The sequence below is a fragment of the Paenalcaligenes sp. GW821-LYS-B07-1 genome, assembly GCF_058803365.1.
Genome location: NZ_CM179516.1, coordinates 2,352,567 through 2,375,550, shown reverse-complemented (window position 1 = coordinate 2,375,550; position 22,984 = coordinate 2,352,567). Strand labels below are relative to the sequence as shown.

Here is a 22,984-nt window from a genome sequence, read left to right as displayed (position 1 = left end):
AGTTGGAGGATGTGGCCTTATGTCGGTAGAGCTTGAAGTAATTAGCGAGCATCGTTGTTTTGATGGGGTGCAACGCTTTTATAAACATGCTTCCCAAGCAATTGGGCTACCTATGCGGTTCTCAGTGTTTGAGCCGCCACAAGCCAAACAGGGTAAGGTGCCGGTGCTGTTTTATTTGGCCGGGCTGACTTGCACTGAAGAAACCTTCATGATCAAAGGTGCAGCCCAACGGTTGGCTGCACAGTTGGGCGTGATGTTGGTAACACCTGATACTAGTCCTCGTGGGGCCGAGGTACCAGGAGAGGCAGATCATTGGGATTTTGGTACAGGAGCTGGTTTCTATGTGGATGCTACGCAAGCACCATGGTCTACGCATTACCGTATGGAAAGCTATGTGACAGACGAGCTATTTACTATCGTCACAACGCAGTTGTCGGGTGATGCCAGCAAGGTAGGAATTTTTGGTCACTCTATGGGTGGGCATGGTGCTTTGGTATTGGCGCTACGTCATCCTGAAAAATACCGCAGTGTATCCGCATTTGCTCCTATAGCGGCACCAACAAAGTGCCCGTGGGGATATAAAGCGTTTAACGGCTATTTGGGTAAGGACCGTGCTACGTGGGAACAGTATGATGCGTCGGCATTGATGCGCCAGTCTCAACAACCTTTCCCTGCTGGAATCTTGGTAGATCAGGGGTTAAGTGATCAGTTTCTGGTTGAGCAACTCTACCCAGAAGAGTTCGAGGCAGCCTGCCAGGAAGTAGGCCAACCTCTGACTTTACGCCGGCATGCTGGCTATGATCATGGCTATTATTTTATTGCCACCTTTATGGATGATCATTTGCGTTTTCACGCTGAACGCTTAACCTGATTGTATGCAGGCTAAACACCCTGTTGGCATGATGTTGTGGCCAACAGGGTGTTCTGTTTTCAGGCAATATAGTCACTCATTACTTCACATACAACGAGCAGGCATGCAAAACACCACAGGGCGCTTGGCGCATACCCTACAGCCGCAGGTGAGAAAGCGCGAGTTCTGGGCATGGGCGATGTATGACTTTGCCAACTCGGGTTACACCACCGTTGTGCTGACTTCGGTATTTGGTGCGTATTTTGTGGGTGTAGTGGCTGAAGGTGCTGCATGGAGCACTTTGGCGTGGACAACCACGCTATCTTTGTCTTATTTATTGATCATGCTGAGCATGCCCGCATTGGGTGCATGGGTTGATAGGCGTGGTCGGAAACGGTTTTTATTGTTCGCAAGCACCGTTGGGTGCGTAGTAGGTACGTTATTTCTGGCGGGTGCAAGTCAGGGAACGTTGTTGTGGGCAATGGTGTTTTTAGTGCTGTCCAACTATTGCTACTGCGTGGGCGAAGCGGTGGTGGCTTCTTTTTTGCCTACCATTGCCAAGCCTGAAGCATTGGGCAGGGTGTCAGGTTGGGGCTGGGGCTTTGGCTATTTTGGAGGCATGTTGACCTTGGGGCTGTCACTGGCGCTTGTGGTGATAGGCGAGGACAAAGGTTGGGTAGCGTCACAGTATGTGCCGTGGGTGATGGTGTTGACGGCAGTTGTGTTTAGTGTGGCGGCCATACCTGCTTTTTTGTGGTTAAAAGAACCTGCCGCAGCAACAGATGTCGTGGCATCACGGCATTGGTTTGCGCATATCCAGCATGCATACAAAGAAAGCCGCGAGCATTTTCCTGATCTCTATAGATTGCTGTGTTGTTGCGTCTGCTATCAAGCGGGTATTTCGGTAGTGATTACGTTATCGTCAGTGTATGCCACGCAGGTCATGGGCTTTAACATGGGCCAGACCATGATGTTGATTTTTACTGTCAATATTGCGGCGGCAGTTGGTGCACTTACTTTTGGTTCGGTGCAAGATGCCATCGGCCACAAAATAGCACTGACCTTCACTTTGGTGGGATGGCTGGTGATGGTGCTTGTGGCAAGTGCGACCACATCGACGGTAGGCTTTTGGATAGCGGCAGCACTGGCAGGCGTATGTATAGGTAGTAGCCAAAGTGCCGGTAGAGCGATGGTAGGTGCCTTAACGCCACACGGTAGGCAAGGTGAGTTTTATGCGCTGTGGAGCTTTGCGGTACAGCTAGCAGCGGTAGTGGGGCCATTGTCATATGGCATTGTGGCGTGGGTAAGCCAAGGCAATCAACGCTTGGCCTTACTGTGTACAGGATTGTTTTTTATTGTTGCGTTGATGTGGTTGAGAAAAGTAGATTTTGTGCGTGGTGTGCGACAAGCCACGCATGCGGGAGAATAGGTTGGAACAAAGTGAGTCAAGCCGTAATGCCCTGTTATTGATGGGGCTAACGATAGTGCTGTGGGGGGTGAGCTGGATTGTAATGAAGTCCATGACCAAGCTCATAGGCCCCATTGATTTGGTGGCTACACGTTATGTCATCGCATTTTTCTTTTTATTTGCGGTGCAGTGCTGGAGGCGTATTCCTTTTAGCATGCCACCATTTTGGCTGTGCTTGGGTATAGCTGTGATGCAAACGGTAGGCTTCCAAGTGTTGGCTCAGTTCGCACTGATGAGTGGCGGGGCGGGGCAGGTGGTACTACTGGCGTATACCATGCCATTTTGGGTGGTGTTTTTCTCATGGCGCATCATGGGTAATAAGCCTGATGCCAAGTACCTAATCGCACTAGGGTTTGGTTTGGTGGGTTTGTTGATGGTGTTGAAGCCATGGCAAGGCATGGGCGGTATGGCAAGCTCGTTGCTGGCGTTGTTGGCAGGTGCGTGCTGGGGTATTGGTGCGGTATGGTCCAAAGTGATGTTCGAAAAATACCAACCTAACATTATTAACCTGACGGTATGGCAACTGCTTATGGGGGCGATTATTACCATCCCTATGGGCATGCTCGTGCCACAACAGCCGTGGGTGGTTGGCCCTGAGCTAGTGATAGGTTTGCTGTACATGGGGGCGCTGGCTTCGGGTATGGGGTGGTTGTTATGGCTAAGCGTGATTCAGCGCGTGTCTGCTACTGTTGCTGGTATGTCTAGCTTGGGTGTGCCCGTGTTAGCTATTTTGTTGGCGTGGGTGGTTTTGGGTGAAGTGCCCGATACCTTAACGAAGCTGGGTGTGGTCTTGGTGGTAACCGGTTTAGTGGTGATTAACCTACCGGGTCGCAAGAAAGTCTAAACCCTAGACCATACAGTGATAGCTATGGTTATGGTGTGATGGTTCATAAAACAGGGGGCGGTGAGTGTGGATTATTTATCCACCTTCACCGCCCCCAGGTATTTGTCGTAGCGTTTAGTACCGAAGTCTAGGACAAAAGGGTCTTACATCCCGTTATAAACAGGCCCTTCACCGCCTTGCGGTGGTACCCAAACGATATTTTGGGAAGGGTCTTTAATATCACAGGTTTTACAGTGCACGCAGTTTTGTGCATTGATTTGTAGTTGGTCTTCACCGGAGTCATTTTTGATGAACTCGTACACACCAGCAGGACAGTAGCGTGCCTCTGGGCCTGCGTAGGTTGCTAAATTTAGTTTAACTGGAATCGCGGCATCTTTAAGTGTCAGGTGAATAGGCTCGTCTTCTTCGTGGTTGGTGTTAGAAATAAAGACAGAGCTTAGACGGTCAAAGGTGAGTTTGCCATCTGGTTTTGGATACTCAATGCGCTGACACGATGCGGCTGGTTGCAGGAACGCGTGGTCAGGTTTGGTATTACGCAATGACCATGGCATTTTGCCTTTCAGCACCAACTGCTCTATACCTGTCATCAACGTACCCATAGTGCGGCCTTTTTTGAACCACAGCTTAAAGTTACGTGCTTTGTTCAGCTCAGAGTGCAACCATGAGTCTTCAAATGCTGCAGGGTAGGCGCTAAGCTCATCGTATTCACGGTTGTTGCTCAGAGCATCAACGATGGCATCAGCAGCCATCATGCCGGATTTGATCGCTGCGTGGCTTCCCTTGATGCGTGAGGCATTCAAGAAACCTGCTTCACAGCCAACCAGTGCGCCACCTGGGAATACCAGTTTGGGCAAGGACAACAGACCGCCAGCAGTCAGGGCACGTGCACCGTAGGCCAAACGTTTGCCACCTTCAAAAGTGGAGCGTACGTAGGGGTGTGTTTTGAAGCGTTGGAATTCTTCAAACGGTGACAGCCATGGGTTAGCGTAATCCAAGCCTACGACTAAACCTACAACAACAATGTTGTTATCCAAGTGGTACAAGAAAGCGCCACCATAGGTGTCGGAATCCAATGGCCAGCCAGCCAGGTGCATTACTAGGCCGGGTTGGGATTGGGAAGGATCAACTTCCCACATCTCTTTAATGCCGATACCGTAGCTTTGTGCGTTTTTACCTTCATCAAGTTTGTATTTCTCGATGAGTTGACGGCCTAGGTGACCACGAGAACCTTCCGCGAAAATGGTGTATTTCGCCAGCAGTTCCATGCCGGGTTGGTAATGTGCGGTGTGCGTGCCGTCGCGGGCTACACCCATATCGCCGGTGATCACGCCGCGAACGGCTGAGCCGTCTTCGGTGTAAAGCAGGGTGGCAGCGGCAAAACCTGGGAAAATATCCACACCCAGTGCTTCTGCTTGTTCGCCCAACCATTTGGTGACATCACCCAGTCGTACGATGTAGTTGCCATGGTTTTTAAAACAGTCAGGCAGCATCCACATGGGGGTTTCTTTGGCGCCTTTTTCGTCCAAGAAAACAAACTTGTCTGCGTTGACTTCTATATTTAAGGGTGCGCCTTTATCTTTCCAGTCTGGAATCAGCTCGGTCAGGGCTTGAGGGTCCATCACCGCGCCGGATAGGATGTGGGCACCGATTTCTGCCCCTTTTTCCAACACGCAAACGCTGATGTCTTGGTTGGCTGTGGCAGCACGTTGTTTGATGCGGATAGCAGTGGCTAAGCCAGCAGGCCCACCGCCTACGATTACCACATCGTATTCCATCGATTCGCGTTCAGACATGTAAGAGGTCCTCCGGATATAGGTATAGTGTTGCAACGTTCGTGCCAAAGTACGGGTTGAGGCAACAAAAGTATTAAGATGCTGCCAATTATAGGGTAGGCAGCCGTTTGCGGGACTAAAAGCAACTTCAGAATCGTCAAACAGTTTGTTTTAGAACGCTATACTGTTGGTTTAAGCGTAACGCATAGATTACTTCGTTACCAGAGCGCACAAGATTGTCAGGAAAATGAATAAACTCAAGGCTTCCAACTCTATTAGTGACCGTATTCAGGCGCTACGTGCCGTGATGCAGCAGGCAACTGTGCAGGCATGTTTTATCCCTTCTGCTGATCCCCATTTGTCTGAGTATTTGCCAGAACACTGGCAAGCGCGAGCGTGGCTGAGCGGTTTTGGTGGCTCAGCAGGTAGTTTGTTGGTCACTCAGAGTTTTGCCGGTCTTTGGACGGATAGTCGTTACTGGGTACAAGCCGAGAGCGATCTGCGTGACTCAGGCATTGCATTGATGCGTCAAGGCGATACGGGCGTGTTGGACCCACTACCTTGGGTGGAAGCGCACTTGGCAGAAGGTGATGTGGTTGCTATAGATGGCAATGTGCTGTCTATGCAGGGCTTTGATAGCTGGAGCCGTATTCATGACAGCGGTTTGAGTTTAGAAACCTCGCTGGATTTACCGGGCCAGATTTGGGCTGAGCGTCCAATTTTGCCCCATGCGCCTGTGTATGAGCATGCATTGGAATACGCTATTGAGTCGCGTACACAGAAGTTGTTGCAGGTGCGTGAACAGATGCAGGCATTAGCAGTAGAAGGGCACTTAATTTCCAGCCTAGATGACATCGCATGGTTGCTGAATTTACGCGGTGGCGATGTACCGTATAACCCTGTGTTTTTAGCGCATTTCTGGCTAGATGCTGATCGTGCTATTTTGTATGTAGCTGCGGGGAAAGTGCCGCCAGAACTAGTCAAAGCATTACGTGCTGATGGTGTTGAACTACGTGATTACACCCAAGTAGCAGATGACCTCGCACATTTACCCGACGATATTTCTATCTTGGTGGACCCGCAGCGCGTCACAGTAGGGACATTATTGGCTGCACCTCAAGCGCAATGGCTGCAAGCATTGAATCCATCGCAAAGTTTGAAGGCCATCAAAGGTGAGCAAGCGATTGCTCATATACGTGATGCCATGGAGCAAGATGGTGCTGCATTGTGCGAGTTTTTTGCCTGGTTTGAGCGCACTGTGCGTGAGCGTCCAGTGTCAGAGATTGACGTGGATGTAGAGCTCACTGCCAGACGTGCAGCGAAGCCTGGTTTTGTGAGCCCAAGCTTTGGCACTATTGCGGCATTTGGACCTAACGGTGCTATGCCGCATTACCAAGCCACAGAAAAAAGCTTTGCCTGGATACAAGGCAATGGTTTGTTGCTGATAGATTCCGGCGGCCAGTACTGGGGCGGTACGACTGACATCACGCGAGTTGTGCCGGTAGGGCAGATTAGCACCGCTGAAAAACGGGATTTCACCCTCGTACTGAAAGGCATGATCCAGTTGTCTCAGGCTGTTTTTCCTATAGGGGTTACGGGTCAACAACTGGATGTTTTGGCGCGATTGCCGTTGTGGCGTGAAGGTCTAGAGTTTGGGCATGGAACAGGGCATGGTGTAGGCTATTTCCTGAACGTGCACGAAGGTCCACAGTCTATTTCATGGCGCGGTAGACCAGCCAAACCTGTAGCCATGCAGCAAGGTATGGTGACTTCCAATGAGCCTGGTTTGTATAGGGCAGGGCAGTGGGGTATTCGTATAGAAAACTTAGTGGTGGCGCAGCCTGCGTTTAGTACTGAGTTTGGCGATTTCCTACGCTTTGAGACCCTAACGCTATGCCCCATCGATACGCGTTGTATCGAACGTTCTTTATTAACGCAAGAGGAGGTGCAGTGGCTAAATACGTACCACGCTGAGGTGCGTGATCGCTTGTCTCCGCTCTTGCAAGGCGAGGCTTTAGAGTGGCTGCAACAGCAGACACAAGCCTTGTTGTAAAACAGGTGCAGCCGGGTCAGTTTGTTTCACCTGACCCATGGTTGCCGTTATAATCCAAATTTCCCGCTATAGCCTGATCTAACCCTCAGGCGTCTATCGAAATGACCACCAAATATGTATTTGTAACAGGGGGGGTAGTCTCCTCTCTGGGTAAAGGCATTGCTGCGGCATCACTGGCCGCGCTACTCGAATCTCGCGGTTTGCGTGTCACCATGCTCAAGCTGGATCCTTATATCAACGTGGACCCAGGCACCATGAGCCCTTTCCAGCACGGCGAAGTCTTCGTGACCGAAGACGGTGCGGAAACTGATTTGGACTTAGGACACTACGAACGATTCATCTCTACCAAAATGCGCAAGGTGAATAACTTCACCACCGGTAAGATCTATGAATCCGTTCTGCGCAAAGAGCGTCGTGGCGATTACTTGGGTAAAACCGTTCAGGTTATTCCTCACATCACCAATGAAATTCAAGACTTCATCATGCGTGGCGCCAAAGCGGCCTACAACGGTGAGGCCGATGTTGCGATTGTTGAAATTGGCGGCACTGTAGGGGATATTGAGTCCTTGCCGTTCTTGGAAGCTGTGCGTCAGATGGGCTTGCGTCTGGGACGTAACCACACCGCTTTGGTGCACCTGACTCTGGTGCCATTCATTCAATCCGCTGGCGAACTGAAAACTAAACCTACTCAGCACTCTGTACAGAAGCTGCGTGAAATTGGTTTGTTCCCTAATGCATTGTTGTGCCGTGCAGACCGAGAAATTCCGCCTGATGAGCGCGCGAAGATTTCCATGTTCTCTAACGTGCCTTTGGATGCTGTGATTTCCGTATGGGATGCTACCTCCATCTACAAGATTCCTGCCATGTTGCACAAACAAGGTTTGGATCAGTTGGTATGTGATGCGTTGGCAATTTCTCCGCCACCTGCTGATTTGACCATGTGGGACAACTTGGTGGATGCGTTGGAGCACCCAGAGCACGAAATTACCATCGGTATGGTAGGTAAGTATGTTGAGCTGACAGAGTCCTACAAATCGCTAAGCGAGGCGTTGATTCACGCAGGTATTCACACACGCACCAAAGTTAAAATTCAGTACATCGACTCCGAAGACATCGAGCGTGATGGCACAGCGTGCTTGGAAGGCCTGAGTGCCATTCTGGTACCTGGTGGTTTCGGTAAACGTGGTACAGAAGGCAAAATTACGGCTATTCGTTATGCCCGTGAAAACAAGGTGCCTTACTTGGGTATTTGTTTGGGTATGCAATTGGCTGTGATCGAGTTTGCTCGTCATGTGGCTGGTTTGGGTGGTGCTAACAGTACGGAGTTCGATCCTTCCGCAGCGCACCCGGTAGTAGCATTGATTACCGAATGGCAAGATCGCGATGGCAAGGTAGAGCACCGTAGTCAAGAAGATGACTTGGGTGGCACCATGCGTAAAGGCGCACAACGTTGCCCAGTAAAAGAGGGTACTCGTGCTGCTAGCATCTATGGCCCAGAGGTTAACGAGCGTCACCGTCACCGCTACGAAGTGAACAACGCTTATGTGCCTAGACTGGAAGAGGCTGGTTTGGTGATCAGTGCACGTACTCCTACTGAGAACTTGCCTGAAATCATGGAAATTCCAACTCATCCATGGTTCATGGGTGTGCAGTTCCACCCAGAGTTCACCTCTACACCGCGCGATGGTCACCCGCTGTTCATCAGTTTTGTTAAGGCTGCTTTGGCAAATTCACGCTAAGGCGGTATGTGTCTGTTAGCTTGCATGGCGAGCTAACAGACGTCACTGGACTATGTCTGGTGAGTAAAGTTTTGTTTATCAGGAGCTGCTATGGAATTATGTGGTTTTCAGGTTGGTCTCAATAGGCCTTTCTTCCTGATCGCTGGTCCATGTGTGATTGAGTCACGTCAAATGGCGTTTGATACCGCCGGTGTGCTGAAAGAAATCGCAGATGAATTGGGGATTCCATTCATTTATAAAAGTTCGTTTGATAAAGCGAACCGCAGCTCCGGCAGTTCGTTTCGTGGTCCAGGTATGCAAGAAGGTTTGCAGATTCTAGCGGATGTACGTGCACACTACGGCGTACCTGTACTAACTGACGTACACGATAAAGATCAAGTGGACGATGTGGCTGCTATTGTGGATGTGCTGCAAACGCCTGCATTTTTGTGTCGCCAAACAGACTTCATTCAAGCTTGTGCCGCGACCTTAAAGCCGGTCAATATCAAAAAGGGCCAGTTTCTGGCACCACATGACATGGTGCATGTGGTAGAAAAAGCGCGTGCAGCTGCCCTTGAAGTGGGCGGCGATGGCGACACCATCATGGTGTGCGAGCGTGGGGCATCGTTTGGGTATAACAACCTAGTATCTGACATGCGTTCGTTAGCGATCATGCGCGAAACAGAATGTCCGGTGGTATTTGATGCGACGCACTCGGTACAGTTACCGGGTGGGCAAGGCAGCAAATCAGGTGGACAAAGCGAGTTCGTTCCTGTATTGGCACGTGCTGCGGTAGCGGTAGGTGTGTCTGGGTTGTTTATGGAAACACACCCAGATCCAAGCAAGGCCCTCTCTGACGGCCCTAATGCCGTGCCCCTACATTTGATGCCTGCATTGCTGCGTAGTCTGAAAGAGATTGATCAGATTGTGAAGCAGGATGGCGGCTTGCTAGAAGAAAATTGGAAGTAACACCTAGGAGACAACATGGCAGCGTATATTATTGCCAATGTGGATGTAACGGATCCGGAACGCTATAAAGTCTATCAACAGCTTTCTACCCATGCGATGAAAACGCATAATGTAAAGCTGTTGGCGCGTGGTGGGGAAACTCTGGCCTTGGAAGGCAATGCCCCTAGGCGTACAGTAGTGATTGAGTTTGAAACGATGGAAGCTGCAGAAGCTTTCTATAACTCACCTGAATACCTGGCTGCGCGTCAGGCTCGTGAGAATATTGCCCACATGACCATGTACGTGGTGCAAGGGGTGTAATCATCCCACTATAAGATGAAAGAAACTGACTGAGTAGGTACTTTTAATACATACACACCATAAAGAGTTAGGTGGGTCAGGTACTTTATAATTCTTATACCAGCATGAACATTCTTGCCGGATTTGTGGCAACAGCAACAGATCCGGTTCGTTTTTATCAGCGTTATCGCTAACACCAAAGCAGGACTGTCAAAACATGAGTGCTATCGTAGATATTATCGGCCGTGAAATTCTGGATTCACGTGGCAACCCAACCGTTGAATGTGACGTATTACTAGAATCTGGTGCTATGGGGCGTGCCTCCGTACCTTCAGGCGCCTCTACCGGTGCGCGTGAAGCTCTGGAACTGCGTGATGGCGATGCTAGCCGTTATTTGGGTAAAGGCGTATTGCGCGCTGTTGAAAACCTGAACACAGAGATTTCTGAAGCGTTGATCGGTTTGGATGCGCAAGAGCAAACATTTATCGACCGTACTCTGATCGACTTGGATGGTACTGAAGATAAAAGCCGTTTGGGTGCTAACGCCATGTTGGCTGCCAGTATGGCTGTAGCACGTGCTGCTGCAGACGATTCAGGTTTGTCCTTGTACCGTTACTTCGGTGGTAGCGGCCCAATGCAAATGCCTGTACCGATGATGAACGTAATCAACGGTGGTGCACACGCTAACAACACCTTGGATATGCAAGAATTCATGATTCTGCCTATAGGTGCTCGTAGTTTCCGTGATGCATTGCGCATGGGTGCTGAAGTATTCCACGCACTGAAAAAAATCATCGACAAACAAGGCATGTCTACAGCGGTGGGTGACGAGGGTGGTTTTGCTCCTAACGTCGCTAACCACGAAGCAGCTATCCAAATGATTCTGCAAGCGATCAACGATGCTGGCTACGAAGCTGGTTCACAAATCGCTTTGGGTCTGGATTGTGCAAGCTCCGAGTTCTTCCGTGATGGTAAATATCATCTGGCAGGCGAAGGCGGCGTATCGCTGACAGCACAAGAGTTCGTTAACCTGTTGGAAAGCTGGTGCGACAAGTACCCTATCATCTCTATCGAAGATGGTATGGCTGAAGACGACTGGGAAGGTTGGAAAATCCTGACTAACCAACTGGGCAAAAAAGTGCAGTTGGTAGGTGATGATTTGTTCGTGACCAACACCAAAATCCTGAAAGAAGGTATTGATCTGGGTGTGGCAAACTCTATCCTGATCAAAATCAACCAGATCGGTACACTGACAGAAACTTTTGCTGCTATCGAAATGGCAAAACGTCATGGTTACACTGCGGTGATTTCCCACCGTTCCGGTGAAACTGAAGACTCCACCATTGCTGATATCGCTGTAGCGACTAACGCTATGCAGATCAAAACAGGCTCCTTGTCTCGTTCCGATCGTATGGCTAAGTACAATCAGTTGCTGCGTATCGAAGAAGAGCTGGCTGATGTAGCGTCCTACCCAGGCCGTAGCGCTTTCTACAACTTACGTTAAGCGCCACAAGGGGATGAGGTACACTCTCATTCCCCTTATAGGAAACACCCATGCGCCTGCTTCTGCTTATTCTGATTGTGCTGAACCTCGTTACGCAATATGCGTTGTGGTTTGGTAAGAGTGGCTGGGAGCGGGTGCATGATATGCAGGCTAGGTTAGAAGAGCAGCAAGAAATTAATGCTGCGCTACAAGCGCGTAACAATGCGCTATTAGCTGAAGTACAAGATCTTAAAAGCGGTACGCAAGCGATTGAAGAGCGTGCCAGATCAGAGTTGGGTTTGCTGCACAATAATGAAATCTATGTGCAAATCCTGCCGCCAGACAATACGCCTTAATAGCAGCACGTAGCTCCTTCACAGGTCGTTTCTCCTGACAATAAATCACCGGATTCCGTAGGCTCGGAAGGCGTGAGCGTGGGCTCATCTATGGTGGATTCAGGTGATGAGGGTGTAGAGGGAGGTGCTTCTGCTCCTGTTCCTTTCCCCGGTGTGGGTGGAGTGTTTTGTTGCTCAGCAGACATAAAGCTGCGCGGCAGCTCTGGGTACCACGCGAGTGAGCCTATTGCTGTGCTACTGACACGCTGTATAGGGCTATGTTCAGATAGCGGCCATTGAATAGGATGGCTTTGCATAGGTAGGCTGGCATGCAGACGTATAGGCACTAGTCCTTGCGCCTTACCTTGTTGTAGATAGGCGTTGGTATCAGTAGGCCACAGTAAACGCACCAGAGCGCGGCTAAATGCTAAGGACGGTTCATACCAAAAGATTAACTGTGTGTGCAGTGTGTTGGCACCAAAGATGCTTTGCTGGGTATGGCGACCTTTGTTATTCAGGTGTTGTACTAACTGATGCTGTGTATTGATGTGTTTGTAGCCTGTGCTGCTGCGTCGCGTCAGGATTTTGTCTTCGTGTTGAGCGAAGTCTTGATCGCTGGGTGATAACTGCCAAAGCCTCCATGCATCAAAGCCATAACGCGATGAGAAGCGTTGGTAATAGTGTTGTTGACGTTGTTCAGAGCCCCACCACGTGGCAGCCGTACGATCAAACTGTTGCTGCATTGCCTTGAGTTGCAGATTAAGCGTAATGCCCGCTCTGTTGCTTTCTTGAAGGGCTAGCAGTAATACCTGATGCAGCATCCATGCGCGAGTGGCGTCGTAGCCCACTACAAGCAGGGTACAGAGTACCGTTGCCATAAGCAGAAACTCTACGCTGCTGGCACCAGATTGTTTGATGGATGGGGAAAGTAGGGAGGACATGGCAGGAATAATTAAATAGACAAAAGCCTATTCAGTATTCCTGCAAAGAGCACGCTTCAGGGATGCGGGGGCGGGTTTTAGCCTTGGCTAAAACTGCTTAGAAAAAGAAGCGGTCACACACCACATATAACCACCATGCGGCAGTTAGGATAAGGCTTAGTAGTACGGCAGCACTGCCTAAGTCTTTGGCTCTACCCAGCAAAGGGTTGTGTTCTAGGCTGATGCTATCTGCCAGTGCTTCTATAGCGCTGTTGATCAGTTCAACAATCAGGACGATGACAATGCAGGCGCATAGAAGAAAGACTTCGGTGATGTTGCGGCCCAAGAAAAATGCCGTGGGCAGCAAAATAATGGCTAAGAAAAGCTCTTGTCTAAAGGCGGCTTCATATTGAAAAGCGGCGCGCAAACCTTGTATTGAATACATAAAGGCTTTTAGTACGCGTTGCATACCGCCGCTACTTTTATAAGGAGAATTCATATTAATGCAGAGTTTTATCGCCAGACAGTAGATTATCTGGATTATCAATGAAAAGGCTGGCGCAATCTACGGGGTCAAACTGGTAGGGTTTGCCGCAGAAGTTGCAAGATATCTCTACTACGTCGCGTTCTTGCAGTATATCTTCGACTTCTGCTTTGCCTAGCATATGCAGCATATTGGCGACTTTTTCTCTGGAACAAGGGCAATGCCATTGTATGGACAGGCCTTCTAGTTCTAGTAGTTCCTCTTCCCAGAACAGTCTATGAATCAGAGTTTGTGGGTGTAAGTCGCGTAATTCTTCGGGTTGTATGGTGGCAGCTAAGTGCAGGGCACGTTCCCAGCTTTGGTCTACGTTGGCTTCAGCAGGTGTACCGCCTTGGCCAGGCAGTTTTTGTAGCAGCAGACCTACTAAGCGATGGTCTGAGGCATTTAACCAAATGCGGGTGTCTAGCTGCTCAGAGTGCAGCATGTAGTCTTCCAAGGCTTGGGCAATGCTTTCGCCAGTCAACGGCACAATACCTTGGTAGGGTTGCATGTGAGGGTTGTGGGCGGATGGGTCCAGCACCACAATGAAACGCCCTTGGCCTGTTTGGTTAATCAGTTCTTGCATGGTGGCTTGGTCGGCAATGACCGCATCTTCACGCAACGAGGCTGTGGCACGGATATTCAGGTCGGCAGTGCATTCAACAACGAGCAACGCTACGGGGCCATCCCCTTGAACTTGCAATACTAACGAGCCGTCGAACTTTAGGTTACTGGCCAGCAAAATAGCGGCCGCGGTCAGTTCGCCTAGCAGAGTGCGTACAGCAGCAGGTAGGGTTTGGTGCTCCAAGCCTGTTTGCCAGGCTTCTTCTACATAGACGGTTTGTACTCTGGTGCTACGGTCGGCAAATAGATATTTTTTTAACTCGTCGTTCATGAAAATGCTCAGAATGGGGTAAAACAGGTGAATACGCGTGAGGTTAGGCGGTCTTGCCTTGTTGTTTGGTGATTCGGGCTTGAAGGTCTACCAAGCGCGTACCGGCTAGGCGGTCATGCATGAAAAGCCCATCTTTGTCGAACCAGCTCCATACAAAAATACTGAAAGGAGCGGCAACAATAAGAAGATCGGTGGAGGCGTAACCGGTTAGCGTGGACAAGTACTGTACAAGCAGCGCGCAAGCCAAAGGAATGGGCCACATCAAGAGGTAGCGTAGCAGCAGCTGTACATAGCCAGGTTTGGTACCTTGTTTGGTTTCCAGCCTGATATACCATGTTTTCATGGGGAGAGTCTGGCCCGCACGACGCCATGCCAACATGAAATAGAGGCCAATAGCGAGGAATATGAGGAATTGCCGACTATGCCGCAAATACAGAGCGTGGTAGCTCTTGGTCGCGTAGTCAAAGATTAAGCCAACCAAGAAAACGATACCGAAAAGCAAAATGCTTTCGTACATCATGGAGGCAAAGAGACGGCGACGGCTAGGAACAGGAAGCGAAACGGGTACTGCTGAGGAGGCCATTACACGGTGTAACCTAATAAGCGTAAAGACACTATTATCCCGCAAATATGGCACTAAAGGGAGTGTGGTGACAATAGCAATTTACTGTCACCCAAACATCCATATTCTGATTACTTGAAGAAGAATCGGAACAGGTTTTTCAATGCCAACAATGGGCGAAAACGCATTTGCTCTGCCATTGCTTCGTTTAGCAGTTGGCGTTCCAGTTCGTCGGACATAGCAGCTTGAGCGTTGTAATGAGTCATGATAGTACTCACAGTTGGTTAAGGGTTAACCCTATTATAGGGTTAACCCTTAACTTTGCTCAAGTCTTATGAGAGCAGTTGTTGTACAACCGCTATGCTTTGTTACCGATACCCAGCAGCGACCATTTCAAACGAGAACAAGCGACATTCCAGCGAGCCGTTATACAGCGGAATACGGCGTTTGGGCTTGAGGCGCATTTGGTTAGGCAGAGTAAGGTCGCTAGTAATGACGTTGATGTTCCAGCCAGCGTAGTGCTGCTTCAACCAGGCAGACCAATCGCGCCAGAAGGCTTCTTGGTTGCCTTCTAAACGCTCACCGTAAGGGGGGTTACTGATCAGCCAGCCTTCCTCGGCTATAGGCAGAGCTTCTAAGGCATTACCTACCTCGAAACGTACCGTGTCAGGGGTAAGGTGAGCGCGTTCTAAGTTGCGTTTGGCAGCGTCAATAACGGCTGGGTCTAGGTCGTAACCTACTAATGGAGCTTCCAGCTTAGGGGCAATACGCGAGCGGGCATCTTCTTTGAGATCGCGCCACATACGGTCATCGTGTATGCGCAGACGTTCAAAGTGGAAAGGACGCCAGATACCGGGAGGGGCTCCCAAGGCAATCCATGCAGCCTCAATTAAGATGGTGCCGCTACCGCAGAATGGGTCCATTAATGGAGCAGAGGGATCCCAGTCTGACAGTGCTAAGAGGCCAGCAGCCAAGTTTTCACGTAAAGGCGCTTCGCCTTTGTTGTGACGCCAGCCGCGTTTGAATAAGGACTCGCCACTGGTATCCAGGTACAGCGTAGCGCTGGTGGCATCTAAAAATAGATGTACTTTAGCGTCTGGGCGTACGGTATCAATGCTGGGGCGAGCGCCTTCGCGTTCACGTAAGCGATCACAAATAGCATCTTTGGTGCGCAGGTTGCAGAACTGCAAGCTTTGCATAGGGCTGCGAATGGCTGAGGTGTCTACACGTAAGGTGTCATCTGGGCCAAACCATTGTTCCCATGGTGTAGCGTGCGCCAAAGCATAAATATCGTCTTCGTTATGTACAGGGGCCTTGGCCAGCTGTATCAAAATGCGTGTAGCGATACGGGAATATAAGTTGGCTTTTAGTACGCCTTGCCAGTCGGTGGTGAAATGACAGCCACCTTTACCTAATTTGGCGTTTTCATAGCCCAATGCCTGTAATTCAGCTTCTAACACTTCTTCCATGCCTTGTGGGCAAGGAGCAAACACAGGAAATTGTTGAGTGGTAGAGAAGCCAGACTCAGGTTTGCGTCGGAAACTACCGCCTGAGCGAGGAGCATCATCGCGCGGGTGAGGGCGTCTAGCTGGGCGCTCATCATCATTGCGTGTACGTGCTGGGGCATCGTAAGCAGCGGATCGTCGTTGAGGGCGTTCCTCGTTGCGATCATTGCGGCTGAAGGGGGCTCCCTCAGTAGGGCGACGATTGGGACGCTCGGAGCGATCTCGTTGTTCACCGGCTGCTGCGGGGCGGCGAGGACGGTCTGAACGGTCTCTGTCACCTTGTGGGCCACTGCTAGAGCGGCCTGCTGGACGTTTGCTTGCGGCGAAGCGCGATGCTGGGCGTGTAGGCTCTTCTTGAGCTGGTGCATCCGCAGCTTGTTGACGCAGTCTGTTCAATGCCACTTTGGCGCGTGCGCCGCTGCGCAGTTTCGGAGGCGCAGCTGGGTCTACGTCGACCGTAGCGGTTTTCTTAAGTGACAGCGTTTTTTTGGGTTTGTCTTGTTCTGACATGTAGGAAGATCAAAAAGGTTTTAGTACAACGAGTATCAGCACCAGCAGTAGTAGCAGTACAGGAATTTCGTTGAACCAGCGGTAGTACACGTGCGAATGACGATTAGTACCCGCTTGAAAGTGTTGCAACAGTCGCCCACACCAGAAGTGGTAAATCACCAGTATGGCGACTAACAGCAGCTTGGCATGAATCCAGCCTTGGCCGGTACCTATGCCGTAATACAGAAATAGTACAAGACCGGTGGCAATGGTTAGCACGGCCAGCGGGAACATGAAACGGTATAAGCGTTTAGCCATACCCAGCAGCACGGTAGTGGCGGCGGGCTCTTGTGATTGTGCAAGGTTCACATAAATGCGGGGCAGGTAAAACAGCCCCGCAAACCAGGACATCACAAAAAGAATATGAAAAACTTTAGTCCAGAGCATTAACATGCGCGTTTAGCCACGAAGCTGGCCATCCCCCATTAGTACCCATTTTTGTGTGGTTAGGCCTTCTAGGCCTACAGGGCCACGCGCATGCAGACGGTTGGTGGAAATGCCAATTTCGGCACCCAGACCATACTCAAAACCATCTGCAAAACAGGTGGGCAGATTCACATAAACTGAACTGGAATCTACTTCACGTTGGAAGCGTCGTGCAGCGTGCAGATCTTCGGTGACGATAGATTCTGTGTGCTCGGAACTGTAGCGGTTGATATGTTCCATTGCTTCGTCAAGTGAATCTACAATGCGCACGGCCAAAATAGGTGCCAAGAATTCGGTTTCCCAGTCTTCTTCGGTGGCTGGAATAGCTTGGCTAATGAGGGCACAGGTGCGTTCGCAACCACGTAACTCCACGCCTTTATCAGACAGGGCTTTAGCGATATCAGGTAATAGGGCAGGCGCTACATCACTGTGCACCAGCAGGGTTTCTGTAGTGCCGCAAATACCATAGCGATAGGTTTTAGCATTGATCACTATAGGCAGCGCTTTAGCGGGATCGGCTGCTTTGTCTAAGTATAGATGGCAATTACCATCTAAGTGCTTGATCAACGGTACTTTGGCTTCTTCGTTCAGGCGTTGAATCAAGCCTTTACCACCGCGAGGAACGATCACGTCAATGTAATCAGTGAGGCGCACCATCATGCCTACCGCAGCGCGGTCTGTGGTGTCTACCACTTGTACTGCGTCGGCTGGTAGGCCTGCGACGTCTAGACCGTGGCGAATGATTTTCCCTAGGGCAACGTTGGAGTGGAAGGCTTCACTGCCGCCACGCAAGATAGTGGCATTGCCTGATTTCAAACACAAAGCAGCCGCATCAATAGTGACGTTGGGGCGTGATTCGTAAATGATGCCAATAACACCTAGAGGCACACGCATTTGGGCTACCTGCATGCCATTAGGGCGTGTAGTGCTAGGGCCTACCGTACCTACTGGGTCTGGCATGTCAGCAATTTGACGCAAGCCAGTAGCCATGATTTCCAAGGCGCGGTCAGACAGCTTTAAGCGTTCCAGCATAGCGTGCTCCAAACCACGCTCTTGTGCTGCAGCTATATCCAATGCATTAGCAGCTTGCAACTGGGCTTTTTGCTCTTGGATGGCATCCGCCATGCTGCGCAATGCTAACGCTTTGGCGCTACCGGAAGCGCTGCGCATCAAACGGGCGGCGAGTCGGGCTTGTTGTCCCAATAGGTTCATGTGCTCTTGCAGAGTAGACTGCTGAGCGGAAGAGGTAGAGGTATGGGCAGACATAAACGTGTGATTCACTAAAGATTAGGCGGGTGCCTACTCGTTACTATATCGTAGTATGACAGTGTGCGTTAGGGGCGTGTGGCGCGTTGTCCGGCCAAGGCAATGCGTAGGGTGAGACGGGCCATTTCTTCCCATGCATCATCCAATAAATCGGCAGGAGCCAGCCCTTTAATCAGCCTGTCTATTTCGTGAGCGTGTTTCAATGCTTGTGGCCACGCGCGAGCCGGTGTGCGTTGTAAACTTTGGCGCAACAGTTGTTCGCGGGGGCCAAAAACTCGGTTCGTACGCATGGCAGCAGAGACGTCGCCGCCACTGGCTTGTAAAGCGGCTAGGCGTGCGAGTAAACGTATCTCATCACCTACAGCCCACAGCACTAAGGGTAGGGCTTCACCTTCACCTTGCAAGCCGCGCAAAATGGTCAGTGCACGTTGAGCTTGGCCGGCAAGCATGGCGTCTCGTAAATCGAAAATGTTGTAGCGGGCAACGTTCAGTACAGCCGTTTGTACATTTTCTATACTGAGAGCGCCTTCTGGGTATAACAGCCCCAATTTAGCGATTTCTTGAAAGGCTGCTAGTAGGTTGCCTTCCACTTTTTCGGCCAGCCATTCCAGTGCTTCAGGCTCGGCGTGTTGCTGTTGTCGTTTTAAGCGTTGCTGTATCCAGTTAGGCAATGCACGACGTTCTACCAAAGGAACATCTACCCATACGGCTTGGTTCGCCAAGGCTTGAGCCCATTTGCTATTACGGGTGGCGCGATCCAAGCGGGGGAGTTGCAAAATAAAGAGCGAGTCAGGTAACTGTTGATTCGCTAACTGCGTGCTGAGTTCTTGTATGGCGTCGCCGCCAGCCTTACCTGGTTTACCGGTGGGGATGCTGATTTCTATTAGCTGCTTGTCGCCAAACAAGGAAACGGTCTGTGTGGTAGCAAATACCGGGGCCCAGTCGCTGCGTCCATCCATGTCAAAGCGGTGGCGTTCCACGTAGCCTTGTTCGCGAGCTCGTGCACGGATGGTATCAGCACTTTCTACCTGTAGCAGGATTTCATCGCCACAGAGTACAAAGCATTGCGCTAACGGCGTTGCTGACGCCTGCAGCAGTCGCTGCAGGCCATCAGCATCTAGCGTTTGCCCCATACTAGAACACCTCAGTGGTTGGGATATTGTTCAGCAGAAGTTCTTCTGGTGGCAACTGTTGTGGCTGGTTAGGATCAGCCAGTAGCTCAGGTGCCAACGGTAAATCGTCCGGATTGTTGAAGCGTTCAGCCACATCGGGGGCCGTCAAACGACGTACCAGTCGGTCGATGAGCGATTGCTCCATGCTCGCAAACAACGTGGCGATCTCACCCTGTTTGGCCTGTACGGCATCAGGGTTGTACGGCATGTCACGTACGGTTTGCAAAATAGTAGGAGGAATAATTAAGTGGCCACTAGCATCGCTTAACTGATACTGCAGTCTAACGGTCAGTTCGTATTCCTCTACTTGACCCTTAGGATCCAGCGCCAGTTCACGTGTGAGGCGTTGGTTGCTTAACTGAATCAGTTGAGCCTGTGCTTGAGCGGGGTCGTTAACGAACTGCAAGCCGGGTGTATTGGCTTGCAGTACACGTCTAAGCTGAGAGCCGAACGCTGAGTTTTCAGGGATGTTGGTGTACATCACCTGAAACGGTAGCGGAGTTGCGCCTTTTAGCTTAAAACCACACGCGCTAAGCAGCATGACCGCCATTAAGCAAACCCCCACCCAGAGGACGCGTTGTCTGGCAGAAAAAAACGACATGGAGTGAAGGTTTGCCATGAGGGTTATCCTACAACGTTGACCATACGACCAGGCACCACAATGATGCGCTTGGGCTCACGGCCTTCTAGGAACTTAGCAACAGCAGGATGTGCTGCAGCCAATTGTTCTATGTCTGTTTTGCTGGCGCCGTTAGCAACAGTGATGTTGCCACGCAATTTGCCATTTACCTGTAATGGCAATTCGATTTCGTCAGCAATCAGTGCTTTCTCATCAACGGAAGGCCAAGCGGTATCCAGCAAGTCGCCGTGTTGGGCAGCGTAGCCCAGCTCATTCCAGAGTAACCAGCAAATGTGTGGCACGACGGGGTAGAGTACACGCAACAAGACAGAGGTGGTTTCAGCCAGAGCGCTGTGATCAGCTGCAGTGTCTTCCAATGTGGCGTCTTCCAGCGTGTTCAGCATTTTCATGCAGCCAGAAACCACAGTGTTGTACTGGATGCGCTGGTAATCGTACTCAATTTGTTTCAGCAGACCGTGCACTTCTAAACGCAGTTTTTTCGCAGCAGAGCTAAGGCCAACTGCGTCAACTGGTTGTTGCAACCCTGTACGCAAGTTGGCGTTGTGTTTGTGTACGAACGACCAAAGTCTGCGCAAGAAGCGGTTAGCACCGTCTACACCGGAGTCGGCCCACTCTAGTGTTTGCTCTGGAGGGCTAGCAAACATCACAAACAAACGGGCTGTATCAGCACCCATGCTGTCAATCAGCGATTGTGGGTCTACACCGTTGTTTTTGGATTTGGACATGGTGCCAATACCACCGTAATCCACAGCAGAGCCGTCAGATTTCAGTTTGGCACCAATCACTGCGCCTTTGGCGTCGTGTATGTCTTCTACGTCTTCAGGCCAGAAGTACTCAATACCACCTTTTTCAGTGCGGCGAGAATAAATATGGTTCAAGACCATCCCTTGGCACAGCAACTTGGTAAAGGGCTCATCAAAGTTGATCATGCCCAAGTCACGCATGACTTTGGTCCAGAAGCGTGCGTACAGCAAGTGCAATACGGCGTGCTCGATACCACCGATGTACTGGTCCATAGGCATCCAGTAATCATTGCGAGCATCTACCATTGCTTCAGGGTTTTTAGCCGATGCATAGCGCATGAAGTACCAGGAAGAGTCCACGAAGGTATCCATGGTGTCGGTTTCGCGACGTGCTGGTTTGCCGCAGGATGGGCAAGCACATTTCAGGAAGGCTTCGTCTTTGTTCAGCGGGTTGCCGCTACCATCAGGAATCAGGTGCTCAGGCAGTACGACGGGCAGATCTTTCTCTGGTACGGGTACGGGGCCGCAGGATTCACAGTGAATGATAGGGATAGGTGTACCCCAGTAACGCTGACGGGAAATACCCCAGTCGCGCAGACGGTAGGTGGTTTGTTTCTCACCCAAGCCTTTTGCATTCAGGTCAGCAGCAATCGCATCTACAGCAGCTTTATGGTTTAAGCCATTGTATTTGCCCGACTCAATGGTTTGGCCTTGTTGCTTGTCGCCATACCAGTCGTCCCATTGAGTGGTGCTATATTCTTTGCCTTCTACGGCAATAACTTGCTTGATAGGCAGATCGTATTTCAGAGCGAAAGCAAAGTCGCGTTCGTCGTGAGCTGGTACGCCCATAACAGCGCCGTCACCGTAGCTCATCAAAACGTAGTTACCCACCCAAATGGCGACTTGTTCGCCAGTTAATGGATGCGTCACGAACAGGCCTGTAGGCATACCTTCTTTTTCACGGTTGGCAATATCCACTTCGGATGTGCCGCCCAGTTTGCATTGCTCAATAAAGGCAGTTAGCTCTGGGTTGTTGCGTGCGGCATGGCTAGCCAGCGGGTGCTCAGGAGCCACCGCGCAGAAAGTGACGCCCATGATGGTGTCAACGCGTGTAGTAAATACATACATGCGGCCATCTTGGATCAGTTTGCCATCGTCGCCTTTGATATCGTGTGTGAATGCAAAGCGAACACCTTCACTCTTACCAATCCAGTTTTCTTGCATCAGACGTACGCGCTCAGGCCAGCCTGGCAGTTTGTGTTGTACGTGATCCAGCAATTCTTCAGCGTAATCGGTAATGCGCAGATAGTAGCCAGGGATCTCACGTTTTTCAACGGGAGCACCAGAGCGCCAGCCACGACCATCAATCACTTGCTCGTTAGCGAGTACGGTTTGATCTACAGGGTCCCAGTTCACTACCTGAGTTTTGCGGTAGGCAATGCCTTTTTCCAGCATTTTCAGGAACAGCCATTGGTTCCACTTGTAGTAGTCTGGGTCGCACGCACACATTTCGCGGGACCAGTCTATGGCTAAGCCCATGGACTGCATCTGCTTCTTCATGTAAGCGATGTTGTCGTATGTCCATTTTGCGGGCGGGACTTTAGATTTGATGGCCGCGTTTTCAGCGGGCATACCAAAAGCATCCCAGCCCATAGGCATTAGCACGTTATAGCCACGCATACGTAGTTGGCGAGCCATTACGTCGTTGATGGTGTAGTTACGTACGTGGCCCATGTGTAGCTTACCGCTGGGGTAAGGTAGCATGGAGCACGCATAAAACTTGGGCTTTAGCGATCCATCAGCATTCGTGGCATGTTCACTGACACGGTATGCATCGCGTGATTGCCAGTTTTCCTGGGCGCGATGCTCGACTTCGGTGTGACTATAACGTTCCTGCATGTATATGACCAAAAAAATGGTGGGCAAACCCTCATTATATGCTGCATTGTCAAGGTGGACAGGGGGAGTGACCAGATATGTGCGCTTTTGTTGTGCTAATACCCGATAGGTCC

21 protein-coding genes are annotated in these 22,984 nt (G+C 50.6%); 9 read left to right on the top strand and 12 right to left on the bottom strand.

Going from position 1 to position 22,984, the window contains the following annotated elements:
* Positions 1-19 precede the first annotated feature (19 nt).
* The 3 genes from fghA to AC3QL0_RS11365 all read left to right on the top strand — a co-directional run bounded on the left by fghA (position 20) and on the right by AC3QL0_RS11365 (position 3,162).
* Complete coding sequence (gene fghA / locus AC3QL0_RS11375; RefSeq protein WP_493008582.1) at positions 20-871, top strand: S-formylglutathione hydrolase; 852 nt, start codon at positions 20-22, stop codon at positions 869-871.
* Between the two features lie 103 nt (positions 872-974).
* On the top strand, positions 975-2,279 hold the full coding sequence (locus AC3QL0_RS11370; RefSeq protein WP_493008581.1) for an MFS transporter: 1,305 nt from the start codon (positions 975-977) through the stop codon (positions 2,277-2,279).
* Position 2,280: 1 nt separating this feature from the next.
* A complete protein-coding gene (locus AC3QL0_RS11365) occupies positions 2,281-3,162 on the top strand; it encodes a DMT family transporter (RefSeq protein WP_493008580.1) in 882 nt (293 codons plus the stop codon).
* 143 nt (positions 3,163-3,305) lie between these two features.
* Here AC3QL0_RS11365 and AC3QL0_RS11360 read toward each other — a convergent pair whose 3' ends face one another.
* Positions 3,306-4,955 (bottom strand): electron transfer flavoprotein-ubiquinone oxidoreductase, encoded by a 1,650-nt coding sequence (locus tag AC3QL0_RS11360; protein ID WP_493008579.1) that lies wholly within the window; start codon positions 4,953-4,955, stop codon positions 3,306-3,308.
* A gap of 226 nt (positions 4,956-5,181) precedes the next feature.
* Between AC3QL0_RS11360 and AC3QL0_RS11355 the strand changes: the two genes are divergently transcribed.
* The 6 genes from AC3QL0_RS11355 to ftsB all read left to right on the top strand — a co-directional run bounded on the left by AC3QL0_RS11355 (position 5,182) and on the right by ftsB (position 11,792).
* A complete protein-coding gene (locus tag AC3QL0_RS11355) occupies positions 5,182-6,987 on the top strand; it encodes a M24 family metallopeptidase (protein ID WP_493008578.1) in 1,806 nt (601 codons plus the stop codon).
* A gap of 101 nt (positions 6,988-7,088) precedes the next feature.
* Positions 7,089-8,726: a CTP synthase gene (gene pyrG / locus AC3QL0_RS11350; protein WP_493008577.1), complete on the top strand. Its 1,638-nt coding sequence runs from the start codon at positions 7,089-7,091 to the stop codon at positions 8,724-8,726.
* A 90-nt stretch (positions 8,727-8,816) separates the two neighbouring features.
* On the top strand, positions 8,817-9,674 hold the full coding sequence (kdsA, locus tag AC3QL0_RS11345) for a 3-deoxy-8-phosphooctulonate synthase (RefSeq protein WP_493008576.1): 858 nt from the start codon (positions 8,817-8,819) through the stop codon (positions 9,672-9,674).
* 15 nt (positions 9,675-9,689) lie between these two features.
* Complete coding sequence (locus AC3QL0_RS11340) at positions 9,690-9,974, top strand: DUF1330 domain-containing protein (RefSeq protein ID WP_493008575.1); 285 nt, start codon at positions 9,690-9,692, stop codon at positions 9,972-9,974.
* A 196-nt stretch (positions 9,975-10,170) separates the two neighbouring features.
* A complete protein-coding gene (gene eno / locus AC3QL0_RS11335) occupies positions 10,171-11,457 on the top strand; it encodes a phosphopyruvate hydratase (protein WP_135862895.1) in 1,287 nt (428 codons plus the stop codon).
* Positions 11,458-11,507: 50 nt separating this feature from the next.
* Positions 11,508-11,792, top strand: coding sequence for a cell division protein FtsB (gene ftsB / locus AC3QL0_RS11330; protein ID WP_430220434.1), 285 nt, complete (start codon positions 11,508-11,510; stop codon positions 11,790-11,792).
* On the opposite strand, the gene AC3QL0_RS11325 is transcribed toward ftsB, so the two are convergent.
* From AC3QL0_RS11325 to leuS, 11 genes are all read right to left on the bottom strand, one after another.
* On the bottom strand, positions 11,789-12,712 hold the full coding sequence (locus AC3QL0_RS11325) for a TadE/TadG family type IV pilus assembly protein (protein WP_493008574.1): 924 nt from the start codon (positions 12,710-12,712) through the stop codon (positions 11,789-11,791). The two genes, ftsB and AC3QL0_RS11325, sit on opposite strands and share 4 nt — an antisense overlap.
* 97 nt (positions 12,713-12,809) lie before the next feature.
* Positions 12,810-13,160 (bottom strand): diacylglycerol kinase, encoded by a 351-nt coding sequence (locus AC3QL0_RS11320; RefSeq protein ID WP_493008573.1) that lies wholly within the window; start codon positions 13,158-13,160, stop codon positions 12,810-12,812.
* Between the two features lie 31 nt (positions 13,161-13,191).
* Positions 13,192-14,109: an Hsp33 family molecular chaperone HslO gene (hslO, locus tag AC3QL0_RS11315; RefSeq protein ID WP_493008572.1), complete on the bottom strand. Its 918-nt coding sequence runs from the start codon at positions 14,107-14,109 to the stop codon at positions 13,192-13,194.
* A 43-nt stretch (positions 14,110-14,152) separates the two neighbouring features.
* On the bottom strand, positions 14,153-14,692 hold the full coding sequence (locus AC3QL0_RS11310) for an RDD family protein (protein ID WP_493008571.1): 540 nt from the start codon (positions 14,690-14,692) through the stop codon (positions 14,153-14,155).
* Positions 14,693-14,802: 110 nt separating this feature from the next.
* Positions 14,803-14,937 carry a hypothetical protein gene (locus AC3QL0_RS11305; protein WP_278249020.1) on the bottom strand — a complete coding sequence of 45 codons (135 nt, stop codon included), beginning with the start codon at positions 14,935-14,937 and terminating at the stop codon, positions 14,803-14,805.
* A 102-nt stretch (positions 14,938-15,039) separates the two neighbouring features.
* On the bottom strand, positions 15,040-16,686 hold the full coding sequence (locus AC3QL0_RS11300) for a THUMP domain-containing class I SAM-dependent RNA methyltransferase (RefSeq protein WP_493008570.1): 1,647 nt from the start codon (positions 16,684-16,686) through the stop codon (positions 15,040-15,042).
* Positions 16,687-16,695: 9 nt separating this feature from the next.
* Positions 16,696-17,112, bottom strand: a complete 417-nt coding sequence (locus AC3QL0_RS11295; protein ID WP_493010983.1) for a CopD family protein — start codon at positions 17,110-17,112, stop codon at positions 16,696-16,698.
* 12 nt (positions 17,113-17,124) lie between these two features.
* A complete protein-coding gene (locus tag AC3QL0_RS11290; RefSeq protein WP_493010982.1) occupies positions 17,125-18,363 on the bottom strand; it encodes a glutamate-5-semialdehyde dehydrogenase in 1,239 nt (412 codons plus the stop codon).
* A gap of 122 nt (positions 18,364-18,485) precedes the next feature.
* Positions 18,486-19,550, bottom strand: coding sequence for a DNA polymerase III subunit delta (holA, locus tag AC3QL0_RS11285; protein ID WP_493008569.1), 1,065 nt, complete (start codon positions 19,548-19,550; stop codon positions 18,486-18,488).
* 1 nt (position 19,551) lies between these two features.
* Positions 19,552-20,208, bottom strand: a complete 657-nt coding sequence (locus AC3QL0_RS11280) for an LPS-assembly lipoprotein LptE (protein ID WP_493008568.1) — start codon at positions 20,206-20,208, stop codon at positions 19,552-19,554.
* 5 nt (positions 20,209-20,213) lie between these two features.
* On the bottom strand, positions 20,214-22,871 hold the full coding sequence (gene leuS / locus AC3QL0_RS11275; RefSeq protein ID WP_493008567.1) for a leucine--tRNA ligase: 2,658 nt from the start codon (positions 22,869-22,871) through the stop codon (positions 20,214-20,216).
* Positions 22,872-22,984 lie beyond the last annotated feature (113 nt).